Source organism: Zunongwangia sp. SCSIO 43204 (assembly GCF_019904275.1).
Lineage (GTDB): Bacteria > Bacteroidota > Bacteroidia > Flavobacteriales > Flavobacteriaceae > Zunongwangia > Zunongwangia mangrovi.
The window spans coordinates 1207372-1220237 of record NZ_CP063204.1 but is presented as its reverse complement, the minus strand read 5'-3'; the positions used below and the strand labels follow the sequence as shown (position 1 = coordinate 1220237).

Here is a 12866-nt window from a genome sequence, read left to right as displayed (position 1 = left end):
ATCGTTAGTTCATTTCAACGCTGCAAACATATAGCGGCAAAAAAGCCATATTCGTCTGTGAACTAATTGTTTTCGTATAAATTCGTTTGTAAATAATTGTAATCATTTATAAATGCTAAATATTCAGTCTCAAGAAATAGCCATATTGAAATTAACTCAACAATAGTTTGAATATAAATTCGTTTTAATCCCACCAACCATTTTATTTTCCATTGAAATCAAACATCATTAAAAGGTTACTTTCTATCATTAAGTACCTCGCCATTTATTATCTTTCTATCAAAATGATTTGCTTCGGAATTCCAAAATTGCTGTTTATGCAGTTTAGAGTTTTGCATTACGAATCTTTTTTACCTTTAGCCGAAATATCCAAATACCAACACATGTGGTCTTTCTTTGGAAGATCCTACAACTACAATATTTTTATTGGCCTTGCTGAACTTTTGATAGGAATTTTAATCGTTTTTAAACGAACACGATTAATTGCTTTATTGATTTCAATAGGAGTATGTTTAAATATTTTGATTTTAAATATCGAATTTGAGATCTATTTTGCGCTTTCTCATATCATTTTAGATTTTGTCCTAAGCTTTCTATTGCTTTTAGAATATAGGAAGGATCTCTATCAATTTTTTATTCTGAATAGTGGCAAAATTAAACGATCCTTACTTCCGCAGAAAAAGGGATTCTTACATAAACTGCCCTTTGTTTATGTTTTAATACTTCCTATTGGTTATGGCATATTTTCATACAACCTGAAATCTACAGTAGACGATACGGTGACAGGAAGTTATAGGATTGAAGAATTTAAGATTGACGATAAAGATCTTGAAATTACCAAAGGAAAATTGGGATCTAGCCCAATGTTATTTTTAGAACACACTCACCAGGCAATAATTTCTATAAATGATTCTATTTATTACGGAAGATATTCAATTTATAAAAGAGAAATTAGAATGTACTTTGATCCTCCTATAAACAAAATCAATTCGATCACAGGTCGCCTGGATAAAGAAAATTTTACGATTAACGGAGTGATGAATGATTCGATTCCTGCTATGATCGATTTAGAGAGATTGACAGAAAAAGAAGACTATTTGAATAATTTATATAATTAGAGACCTCGGAAGCAATTTAAATCCGAAAAACAATTATGATATGCACAAAACTTTAATCTCTTTGCTAAGATGGATACTCAAAAATTAATATTAAAAACCTAAGATTCTTAGTATTTATGTTTACTTTAAAGATTCATTAGAACAGCCGTACTCATTCATCAAAAATTCGTATCGTGAAAAACTCCATTCTCTTTTCTTTAGTCATCATTTTTTGCAGCCAGAGTTTTGCTCAGCAATTAAAAGGAAAAGTTCTGGATGCAGATACCAATAATCCATTAGAAGGTGTTCATATCTATTATACCAATCAAAAAGCAGTAGAAATAACCGATAAACAAGGAAACTTCAGCATAAAATATAGAAAAGAGCATCTTGATGATAGCATTCATTTTTCTATTCTGAATTATAAAAAAACAGCGATAAGCCTTCGGGATTTAATTTCAAGAAAAAGTCCGATTCTCCTCGAACAAACTACAGAATCTTTAACCGAAGTAACCATCTCTAGCCAGACCAAGCATTTCAAAAATGTTCCGTATAAAAAATTAGAAAACCTCCCTTATGGATTGTTTGAATTCGGTTCGGTCTTAAAAGATGGCAAAATTTATATCATCGCAGGGAATTCGACTAGGAACTCAGAAACTTTAAAGGGGGTTCTATCTATGGACAATTTGAATATGGTAGATCCAAATGCGATGACACGAAAAATTAGTCTGAGTCGAGCAAAAATAGACTTTAATGATTTTAAAGGAGATTTACTTATATATGATATCGCAAAAAATCATTGGACAAAAAAATTTAAAAAAACCTTTGCTGAACGTGTTATGAATGGCATGCTTGCTTATAAGGAGAAATTCTATGTTTTTGGAGGAAAAACTTTATCCAGAAATGGCAAATTTGAATATCTAGATAATACCATCGAGATCTATGATCCCAAAACCGACAGTATTCTGGTAGACGAAACCAATCCTCACATGGCGGTTAATGCAGCTTCTTTTGTTTACGAAAACAAGTTAGTAATTATGGGTGGTTCAGTTAAAAAGAATAGAGAACGAGATACCAAAGTTTACACCAATAAAGTGCATTTACAGGATCTGGAAACAGGTTTATGGTACGAGTTAGGTAATATGCCAGAAGCAAAAGAAATTCAGGGAATCCTTATAGATAATAAATTTTACATGGTGGGTGGCTTTGCTGGTAAAAAACTAACAGGCATAGAATCCTACGATCTAAACACCAGAAAATGGCAACGTGAAGCGGTACTTTTTCAGGGAATGGCGCAACCGGCTTTAGCCAGTGCTGGTGATTTACTTTACATATACGACGAGGGTAAAATTTGCACCTACAATCTTATTACAAAAAGTCTGAAGGAATATCACATCCCGGTGAAGCGACAAGCTTCTGCTATGCATATTTACGAGAATAAACTTATTTTAATAGGTGGCGTAAGTAGCTACAATTACAACTTTTTACCCAGAAATAGCGTCTATCAAATTAAGCTTGAAGATATAGAACATAGCGAAGTTATGCAGTCTAAAAATTTTGGTGCACTTGCAAACTACTAAATTTCAAATTATTTGCTTATCTTAACTAAGCTGAAGGAATATAGCTTCTATAGAATGCAGGTCGATTTTATCCATTTTTAATCTTAGTTCTATGGAAACTAAAACACCACTATGGTTTTGGATCTTAAGCATCATTTTTTTGCTGTGGAATCTAATAGGAATTGGCTCTTTTGTTGCCCAGGTTTTAATGACACCGGAAGCTCTTGAAGCGCTCCCAAAAGCCGAACGAGAATTATATGACTCTTACCCCAGCTGGACGTATATTGTTTACTTCATAGCTGTATTTGCAGGTTTTTTAGGTAGCCTGGGCCTACTTTTAAAGAAAAGATGGGCAAGAACATTATTCCTGGTATCACTTTTAGCTGTCCTTATACAAATGGGACATAGTTTATTTGTAGCAAATGCGCTGGAAGTTTATGGTAATGAAGCCTTAATTTTACCCGTGATCGTAACCATAATTAGTATTATGTTACTATGGTTTGCCAATTTTTGCGCTAAAAAACCCTGGTACAACTAGAAAATTCAAATTGATGAAATACAGCATACAAATTCCTGAAAGCTGTGGCGAAAACTGGAACAAAATGACCGCTTAACAGCAGGGAAAATTTTGCCAGGTTTGTGAAAAAGAAGTGATCGATTTCACTAAAACTACAGATGCTGAATTACTTCAAAAACTAAAAAGCAGACAAAAAATTTGTGGCAGATTTAAACAATCTCAGCTTTCTCGAGATTTAAAACCGAACAACTCTAAAACCAACTAGAAACAACTAGCTTTAGCGGCAGGATTCACTTCAGTTTTGGCAATCGCTACGCCGGCAAATGCCCAAACAACTTCAGCTAAAACCGAACAACTAGAGAAAACTTCAGAAAAAAATTCAGAAGAAAAACATCCAATTTCGGCTAAAGATAGTATCGTAATTTCTGGCACCGTGACCGATGAAGAGGATCTTCCTATTCCTAGCGTACACATTAAGGTCTTAGATTCTAAAATTTTAACGAAAACCGATTTTGATGGAAATTTTAAGATTGTTCTCCCAGAAAAAACTACCACAAAAAATCTCAAATTAGAGTTTCAATTTATTGGTTATGAAACCCGTATTTTAGATCTCAACGAAAAATCTACAAATTTGGATATTAAATTAAAAATGGAAACTGTATTAATGGGGGAAGTTGTAATCGTAAAGAAAATGAATGTGTTTAGACGAGTTGGCTATTTTTTCAAAAGATTATTTTAGCAGGACAATTTCCTTTTTATGAAAAATCTAAACGATTATGTTGGCTTTTATCAGGCTCAACTTCAAAAAGGCGATATTCTTATTGCTTACAAAGAACTGGTTTCATTCGTTATGAAACTGAGGACCGATCTTAAACGAGATTCTTCTTTTGATTATTCGGTTACCGGAATTCTACATGGTTATCTGGATTATACCTATTTCTACTTTTCTAATGATTTTCTGAAAAGCAAAAAACTAAAATTCGGATTAGTCTTAAATCACCTCGAAATGCGATTTGAACTATGGCTTTTGGGTAATACTGCTGAAATTCAGAAAAAATACTGGACTTTCTTGAAGGAAACAAAATGGAATAAAAATCAAATGGAAATGCCAAATTATTCAGTTTTAGAAGTAGTTTTAATCGAAAATCCAAACTTTAATAACCTCCCCCTTTTACAAAAAAATCTTGAAATCGAATTGAATAAAAATCTATTGGAAATAATGGATTTCATTTAGAGATTAAAAAATAGGTTATAAACTAACCAATGAATCTAGAAGAAGAAAATAGAAGGAAACGTGCAAAAGCGACGCTAAGTAAAATGGAAAGTTTAGAGTTTTTCATTTTACCATTCATTACTCCAAGAGCACGACATAAATCGTTAGATGATTTTAGCGAATCTCAGTTGGACCGTTTTAAAAAGCACGGCTACGACACCAAACTAAAACAAGCCAATCAACTCATCATTTTCGGAATTATATTTTGGATAGGTCTGGCTGCGATTATTGGCTATCTTGCAATTAAATTCTCTTGATGCCGCTGTATTCTTATCTAGCCATAATTGGGATCATTCTCTATTTACTTTTCAGACTTTTAAAGAAAAGGTCTGCAAAAAAACATGTTGAACAACTTAAAGATAATTGGGCCAAAGCTAAAACCGAAAAATTTAATTTCGACCAGATTAAAAGCTTTTATGCAGCTCAGCTTCAAATTAGCGATTTTCATCAAATAAATGATCAAACGGCAAAAGACCTGGATTTCTCAGCGCTTTTCAGGTTTTTAGATCGAACAACTTCCAAACCCGGACAACAATATTTCTACAATCACCTGCGGAATATTAATACTGAAAATCAATTAAAGCGATTTTCGACATTTTCAGATACATTTTTAGAAGCTGAAAACGAACGCTTAAAAATTCAGTCGCAATTATCGAAACTGAATCATTACAATGCGTACGATTTTGTTCGCTTGATTACAGATGAACCCATGAAACGTCCAAAATGGATTGTTTGGGTATATAATCTTAGTTTTTTATCCATTTTTAGCCTGATTGGCGGTTTCTTTTATCCAGTTTTATTCCTAATCATGCTTCCGGTTTTTATGACCAATATGGTTTTGCATTATCGCAATAAAAATAACCTCAACTATTATCTTAATGCGGTTCATCAACTTAGTATCGCAATAAAAGCCGGCGATAAAATATCGAATTTCGGCAATATTAGAACCTATTTTGAGGACTTAAGCTTTCTTGGATCTGTAAGGAAAATTCAGTTTAAAACCTCACTTATTGGTTTCGAGAATAAGATGAACGATGAGTTTGCCTTTTTTGGCTGGTTCTTTTTCGAGGTGCTTAAAATTACTTTTAATATTGAAATTTTATTGTTTTTCAACTTTTTGGAAAACATTCAGCATAAACGAAATGATATAGAAAAGCTATTTCGGTTTTTAGGAGAAATCGATTCAGCTATTGCAGTGGCTTCTATTAAAACCGAATATCAAGATCGCATCTGCCAACCTCATTTCAGCAATAAAAAAGAGATTAGATTTAGCGAAATTCGGCATCCATTAATCAAAGACTGTATTACCAATTATTTAGAGCTTTCACAAAAAAGCATGCTCCTTACCGGTAGCAACATGTCTGGAAAAAGCACTTTTATAAGAACGGTCGCCATTAATACGCTGCTGGCACAAACCCTAAATATTTGTTTTGCTGAAGATTTTACAGCTCCTTTTCTAAAACTATATTCTTCGATAAGAATTACCGACAATCTAACAGAAAATACCAGTTATTATCTGGAAGAAGTCTTACAGATCAAAAAGCTGTTGGATTTTTCAAAAGAAGATACACCCAAATTGTTTATTCTAGATGAAATTTTTAAAGGAACAAATACCGAAGAACGCATGGCTGCCGGAAAATCTATTTTGTCTTATCTAAACACAGCACAAAATATTGTGATGGTTTCTACCCACGATATCGAACTTACCGAAATGCTAACGCAAAACGTTTTTGAACTGTATCATTTTAGTGAAAGCATTCAAAATCAGGAATTAAACTTTGATCATAAATTAAAAGAAGGGCCTCTAAAAACCAAAAACGCGATAAAGATCTTGGCGCTTTATGATTTTCCCGAACAGGTAATTACTGAAGCTGAAATGTTAAAAAACAAACCGAATTAAACCATTTAGCTTTTCCCAAGTCCAAACACCAGATTAACTACCCTGGCATTTCACTTTTTTGTCCTGATATAAAAATTTTATTTCTACCCCTAACTATAAGCGCCAGGGGGTTAAATCTATTAATCCTTTTCTTGTTAAAACTAAACAGACTTCAGTATTCCACTGAAATCGCTATTAAAAAAATCTTACTAAATTGAGCTCAAAAGCAAAACATACGATGAAAAAAATTTTCTCTCTACTGTGTATCGCAGTGATCTCCTTTTCGGGTTTCGCGCAACAAAGCCCTAAAAAACTTACTACTGAAGATTATGAACAGGCCGCTAAATTTCTTGGCTTCAATACGTATCCTCTAGTCGACAAAGCTAACGTAAGCCCTAATTGGTTAGATAACGGAAGTTTTTGGTATGAAATTTCGGTTGATGGAGAACGCCAATACGTACTTGTAGATCCAAAGAAAAAGTCGAAAGAAACCTCTACTTCCCTTGAAGAATTACTGGGCGAAAAACCTGAAGGTGGCCAAAGAAGATCCTGGACAGAAGTTGCTTCTCCAGATGGTTCTAAAACAGTTTATATTAAAGACTGGAATCTTTGGATGCGTGATAATGAAACTGGCGAGGAAACTCAACTTACCCAGGACGGAGAAAAAAACTATGGTTACGCGACAGATAATGCGGGTTGGAAACATAGTGATAAACCCATCGTACTTTGGAGTCCAGATTCTAAAAAGATCGCTACGTTTAAACAAGATCAGCGCCATGTAAGCGATATGTATTTGGTAGAAACCAAAGTTGGCGAACCAAAACTTCAGGAATGGAAATATCCAATTCCGCAGGATTCGGCCATCATCAAAATCGAGCGTGTAATTATCGATACTGAAGATAACGAGATCACCAAACTAAATATTCCGGCAGATGCAAGACGTGGTACACTTTGCGACGATATTGCCTGCGATGGCACTTTTGGTGATAACGAATGGGGTCCAGACTCAGAGACTTTAGCTTTTGCTTCAGTTTCTCGTGATCACAAAAAAGTTACTCTTCGTGTAGCAGATGCTGAAACTGGCGAAGTAAGAGATATTTTTACTGAAGAAACAGAGACGCAATTCGAATCTGGACAAGGCACTATAAACTGGCATTATTTACCAGAATCAGACGAAATTATCTGGTATTCTGAACGTGACGATTGGGGACATCTATACCTTTACGATCTTGAAAGCGGAGAACTTAAAAATCAAATCACCAAAGGAGATTTTGTAGTAACCAGTTTAGTTGAAGTAGACGAGGATAAAGAAATGCTGTATTTCTATGCGCAAGGTAAGGAAGAAGGTCGCGATCCTTATTTTAGACATTTTTACAGCATAAAATTTAACGGGAAAGGACTTAAACTATTAACTCCGGAAAACGGAATGCACAGCATTTCACTATCTCCAGAAAAATATTTTGTAGATAACTACTCACAACCAGATGTCCCAAATGTTGCTGTACTTAGAGATATTAAAGGCCGTAAAATAATGGATCTGGAAAAAGCAGATATTTCTCGTTTAGAAGCTATCGGCTGGCAGGCACCAAAACCAATTAAAGTTAAATCTGCAGATAAGAAATGGGATTTATACGGATTAATGTTTACGCCTACAGATCTTGATGAATCTAAAAAATATCCGGTAGTAAATTACATCTATCCTGGCCCGCAAGGTGGTGGTGTTGGTGGTCGTTATTTTTCACCTTCACGTAGCGATCACCAGGCTTTAGCAGAACTTGGATTTATCGTTGTGGTGATCGATGGTAGCTGTAACCCGGGAAGATCTAAATCTTTCCACGATGCCTGCTATGGTAATATGGGCGATAACACGCTAGAAGATCAAATAAGCGGAATTAAGCAATTGGCTGAAAAATATTCGTATATGGATTTAGATAAAGTTGGAATTTGGGGACACTCCGGTGGTGGCTTTGCGACTGCAGATGCGATGTTCTCTTATCCTGAATTTTATAAAGTTGGAATTTCTGAATCTGGAAACCATGATAACAGAAACTATGAAGATGATTGGGGAGAAAGATACATTGGTTTAATTGAAGAAACCGAAAACGGAAAAACTAATTATGAACTACAAGCCAATCAATACAATGCTGAAAACCTACAGGGAGATTTGTTAATTGCGCATGGTAATTTAGATGACAACGTACCTCCTTACAACTCGTATTTGGTGATCGATGCATTGATCAAAGCGAATAAAGATTTCGATTTGATCATTTTCCCAAATGCACGCCACGGCTACGGAAGGGATAGCTATTATATGACTAGAAGAAGATGGGATTATTTCGTTGAAAATCTAATGGGTGCAGAACATCCAAAAGAGTTTAAAATTGAAATGCCACGAAGAAGATGATTTCTTCTGAATTAAAAAAACAAAAAGCCGGTAGATCTATGATTACCGGCTTTTTGTTTTTTAGGCTTAATGTAAGCCTCGATAATTGCTCAACAATATCCTAATAAGAATCTATTTTCTGAATTGAAGGTGAAGAATTCCATTTAGATATAATTGATAATGAGTTAGCTTAACATTGAAATTACTGTTTTTATATTTATATGAGATTCCGGATCAAGTCCGGAATGACAAGATGTTTAAAATCGTCAAAAGGAATAATCGACCAACTTTAAAATGAAAACTCATAATTACACCATTAACCTTAATTGGACTGGCAACAAAGGTGGTGGTACAAAAACTTACAAAGATTACACTCGCGATTATACGATCCAGGCAAAAGATAAAGTTGTGATTCAGGGTTCTTCAGATCTCGCTTTTCTGGGAAATCCTGAGCTCTATAATCCTGAAGAACTTCTGCTCGCTTCGATCGCTTCCTGCCACATGCTTTGGTATCTTCATCTATGTGCTTCCAACAAAATCATTGTTTTAGAGTATCAGGATCAACCAAGCGGTAAAATGATTGAAAACAAAGATGGTAGTGGAAAATTTATTGAAATTACGCTTTATCCACAAATAAGGTTGGCTGATAAAACCATGCTCGAAAAAGCCGAAAATCTACATAAAGAAGCAAATAAATTCTGTTTTATCGCAAATTCTTGTAATTTTCCAATTAGGCATGCGGCAACTTATCAATTTTAAATATGGAAATAAAAGTCATCAATCAACGTAAATTTCAGATTCTGGAAAATCATAAAATCATCTTGGAACTTTCTTATCCAAAATGGTGGTCTAATAATGCTGAATTTCGATATCTAGGCAAACAATTTGAAATTAAAGCAAAAGGCTTTTGGCAAAACGATTTTATTATTACTTCGAATCATCGAGAAATTGGGAATATTAAACTGAATTGGAAACAAGATGCAGTAATCAGCCTAAAATCTAAAGAAAAACCTTATCAGCTAGAGCAGGAAACTATCTGGCACTCTAAATATTTGGTAAAATCTGGCGAAAATGAGATTCTTAGAATCCATGCAAAAAGTAACTGGAAAAAATTTCATCCAGATTTTCTACTACACATAGAAAACAACGAGGAAAATGAAGATTTAAACCTTCTTATCGCCATAAGTACTTTTCTAATTAATAATCGTTTAAAAGCTGCCGCTGCCGCAGGAGCTTAATTCTCTTATAATGCTACTACCTGAACCTAAAATCCCTATTTCTGAAGGTTTTTCTTTAATCGGAATTTCTACGGAAATGTCTTTTGCTGAAAATAAAACCGGCCAGTTATGGCAAAAATTTATCCCTCTAAAAATGTCGATTTTGGGCAAAAAACAGATCGATTTATTTTCTGTTGAAGTCTATAAAGACCTATCATTTTTCTCAAATTTTAATCCTGCCGCAAACTTTACAAAATGGGCAGCGATTAGGAAAGAAGAAGTTGAAAAAGCACCTTCAGAATTTGAAATATTAGAAATCCCCGAAGGCAAATACGCGATTTTTAATTACAAAGGAAGTAGTAGCGAAGCACCGCAGTTTTATCAGCGAATTTTTCAGCAGTGGTTACCATCTTCAGGGTTTCAGCTCGACGACAGGCCGCATCTTGCGATCATGGGAGAAAAGTATAAGAATAACGATCCTACTTCCGAAGAAGAAATATGGATTCCTATAAAATAACTTCAGCTTAAAATATTTCAGCAAAAAACCACCTCGAGTATTATGCACTTTGGCGGTGCTAATAAAAACTAAACTTCGGGTTCAAGCTCGGTTACAGCATCGTAGGCGATATAGGCATTATTGATCACTCTAAAATTGGCATTTTGATCGCTCACATTTTCGAAAGCAGCATAATCGATCCATACGAAACCGTCTGAGCCCCAATTTTCTCCCCAGGAATTCACCACTTTAAAAGCATTATACTCATCTGAAAATCCAACTACCAACATAGCGTGACAATCGCCCGTACCATAATCTACGACATGTTCCCGATAAGCGGTAAGTCCAAAACTATCGGTCGTACCAAACTCGGTAGACAAATATGCACCAATCACGATTGGTTGTTGCTGGGTAATTAAAGTTTTCATTTCGGCAAGCATATTTTCGCCGCTTAAGCTCCTAAATGCTGAAATTCTAGCTGCCGTTGCCGCCGCGATCTGTTCTTCTGTGGGTTGTTCTGAACATCCGTTTTCATCATAAGGAAAAAGGGCTAAAGAACTTACACCCTGTTCCTGAACTAGATCTAAGGTCTCTGCAATGCTGGTGCCGCCACATTCTCCCATAGTTAGTTGATTATAGGTAAACGACGGACTAAAGGTTGTTGTTGAAGAATAAGCTTCGCCATTTTCTAAATACTCCTGAAAAGATTTTAGGTAGTAACTTACTGCCCACGAAGAACAGGAAGCCAATTGTCCCTGGTCGCCCACAGGTGGTAAAAATTCTGAAAGATCAAATTCTTCAGGCAAGTCTTCAGGAATTTCAAGATCATTTAAAATTTGAGTATTTCCAGTAGAAAAATTACCGGTTCCTGTACATGACAATCCGGTTGAGAAAACCTCACCATCTTCAGTAATAAATTGATTATCGTCTAAAGGATCTGGGGTGTTTTCCTGCCTGGGCATATTATCATCCATATCCTGATAACAGGAAATTAAAGTGAAGGGAATTATAACAAGTAAAAGTTTAAAATACTTCATAGGTGTATATGTAATAATAGGTAGCTATAGAAAAGCTAACACAAATTCTACACCAATATTAGCTAAAATGAATTTGTGATCTTTGAAGCTACTCGTTAAATAAAAATAAACAAGCTTTATTTCAATGATAAAATTCGTTAAATAAGTAACTCTTTAACAACTAATTAAAATAGATTTTTTAGAATCATTTCTACATTTAATCATGAAATTAATAGCAATCACATTATTTAGTATTATGGCTTTAGGAAATATAAATGCACAGGAAAAAGATACTCACTTATGGGAAAACAGGTTGGTCTTAATGCTTACTAATTCTAAAGATAACAGTGACTTTAAGCAACAACTAGGCGAATTTAGAGCGCAGGAAAAAGATCTGGAAGAACGTAAGATTGTTGTTTATCAGGTAACACCAAAAAAATATGCTACAGGAATTAGCGATTCACCAGATTGGAATAAGGGAGATAATTTCTACGAAAAATTTAAAAGATCAAATACTAATTTCGAACTTATTCTAATTGGTCTTGACGGCGGAACTAAATTGCGTAAAAAAGAATATACACCAGCCGAAGAACTTTTTGAAAAAATTGATAGTATGCCAATGCGTAGAGCAGAAATAGAACAATCCCACTAGTTTTTTAGACAAATTCGATAAAATACCCCGTTTTGGGGTATTTTTTTTGCGAATATTTTACGTAACTTTAAGCAACCCAAAAACTTAGCAAACCTAAAAAACTTAAATTAAGTTTTATGGACTTGTTGAAAATTGCTGCATCGCAATTAGGAACAAAAGAAATTAGCGGCAGCGAGGATAATCCTCAAATCGTAAAATACGCTGAAGAATCTGGCATTATAGGCATCACGAACGACGAAATCGCCTGGTGCAGTACTTTTGTAAACTGGGTTGCTAAAAAGGCCGGACTCCAGTCTTCTGGAAGTGCAGCTGCAAGATCCTGGACAAATATTGGTATCGCGGTTAAAGATCCTAAACCCGGAGACATCGTTGTCTTTTGGCGCGAAGATCCGTTAAGCTGGAAGGGCCATGTTGGCTTTTTTACCGGTTTTAATAAAGATGCCAGCATCGTATATTGTCTTGGCGGTAACCAAAGTAATGCGGTAAACATTACTGGTTATGATGCTAAAAAAGTGCTTTCATATCGCCGAATATCACAAGTAGATACAATTAGTATTCCCCAACCTACTTTAAAACGACGAGATAAAGGAAACGAGGTCATAAAACTTCAAAAATTACTCAACTTCTTAGGATATAACTGTGGAGATGTTGATGGTGATTTTGGACCTAAAACTGAAAATGCACTGAAGTTATTTCAGGCAAACAACCAGTTAACAGTAGACGGAATTTACACTTCTGAAACCCTAAATCCTGTAGAATCTTTATTACAAAGTTAAA

14 protein-coding genes are annotated in these 12866 nt (G+C 34.8%); 13 read left to right on the top strand and 1 reads right to left on the bottom strand.

Features of this window, described 5'->3' with window-relative positions:
* The first annotated feature begins 317 nt into the window (after positions 1–317).
* The 11 genes from INR75_RS05440 (at position 318) to INR75_RS05390 (ending at position 10442) form a co-directional block, all read left to right on the top strand.
* Entirely contained in the window at positions 318–1118 is an 801-nt protein-coding gene (locus INR75_RS05440; protein ID WP_255584649.1) for a hypothetical protein, read from the top strand.
* Between the two features lie 173 nt (positions 1119–1291).
* On the top strand, positions 1292–2677 hold the full coding sequence (locus INR75_RS05435) for a carboxypeptidase-like regulatory domain-containing protein (RefSeq protein WP_223091095.1): 1386 nt from the start codon (positions 1292–1294) through the stop codon (positions 2675–2677).
* Between the two features lie 91 nt (positions 2678–2768).
* On the top strand, positions 2769–3194 hold the full coding sequence (locus INR75_RS05430; RefSeq protein WP_223091094.1) for a hypothetical protein: 426 nt from the start codon (positions 2769–2771) through the stop codon (positions 3192–3194).
* A 280-nt stretch (positions 3195–3474) separates the two neighbouring features.
* Positions 3475–3912, top strand: coding sequence for a carboxypeptidase-like regulatory domain-containing protein (locus INR75_RS05425; RefSeq protein ID WP_223091093.1), 438 nt, complete (start codon positions 3475–3477; stop codon positions 3910–3912).
* A gap of 18 nt (positions 3913–3930) precedes the next feature.
* On the top strand, positions 3931–4407 hold the full coding sequence (locus INR75_RS05420; RefSeq protein WP_223091092.1) for a hypothetical protein: 477 nt from the start codon (positions 3931–3933) through the stop codon (positions 4405–4407).
* Between the two features lie 29 nt (positions 4408–4436).
* Complete coding sequence (locus tag INR75_RS05415) at positions 4437–4703, top strand: hypothetical protein (protein ID WP_223091091.1); 267 nt, start codon at positions 4437–4439, stop codon at positions 4701–4703.
* Positions 4703–6346, top strand: coding sequence for a DNA mismatch repair protein MutS (locus INR75_RS05410; protein ID WP_223091090.1), 1644 nt, complete (start codon positions 4703–4705; stop codon positions 6344–6346). Before INR75_RS05415 ends, INR75_RS05410 begins: the two co-directional genes overlap by 1 nt.
* A gap of 217 nt (positions 6347–6563) precedes the next feature.
* Positions 6564–8729, top strand: a complete 2166-nt coding sequence (locus INR75_RS05405; RefSeq protein ID WP_255584648.1) for a S9 family peptidase — start codon at positions 6564–6566, stop codon at positions 8727–8729.
* A gap of 273 nt (positions 8730–9002) precedes the next feature.
* Positions 9003–9467 (top strand): OsmC family protein, encoded by a 465-nt coding sequence (locus tag INR75_RS05400; RefSeq protein ID WP_223091088.1) that lies wholly within the window; start codon positions 9003–9005, stop codon positions 9465–9467.
* A gap of 2 nt (positions 9468–9469) precedes the next feature.
* A complete protein-coding gene (locus INR75_RS05395) occupies positions 9470–9946 on the top strand; it encodes a hypothetical protein (protein WP_223091087.1) in 477 nt (158 codons plus the stop codon).
* Between the two features lie 10 nt (positions 9947–9956).
* On the top strand, positions 9957–10442 hold the full coding sequence (locus INR75_RS05390) for a GyrI-like domain-containing protein (protein WP_223091086.1): 486 nt from the start codon (positions 9957–9959) through the stop codon (positions 10440–10442).
* 68 nt (positions 10443–10510) lie between these two features.
* Here the strand turns inward: INR75_RS05390 and INR75_RS05385 are convergent, their stop codons facing one another.
* Complete coding sequence (locus INR75_RS05385) at positions 10511–11458, bottom strand: C1 family peptidase (protein ID WP_223091085.1); 948 nt, start codon at positions 11456–11458, stop codon at positions 10511–10513.
* Between the two features lie 202 nt (positions 11459–11660).
* Here INR75_RS05385 and INR75_RS05380 point away from each other — a divergent pair, with 202 nt between their 5' ends.
* Both INR75_RS05380 and INR75_RS05375 read left to right on the top strand, forming a co-directional pair.
* Positions 11661–12089 carry a DUF4174 domain-containing protein gene (locus tag INR75_RS05380; protein ID WP_223091084.1) on the top strand — a complete coding sequence of 143 codons (429 nt, stop codon included), beginning with the start codon at positions 11661–11663 and terminating at the stop codon, positions 12087–12089.
* A gap of 116 nt (positions 12090–12205) precedes the next feature.
* Entirely contained in the window at positions 12206–12865 is a 660-nt protein-coding gene (locus INR75_RS05375; protein ID WP_223091083.1) for a TIGR02594 family protein, read from the top strand.
* Position 12866 lies beyond the last annotated feature (1 nt).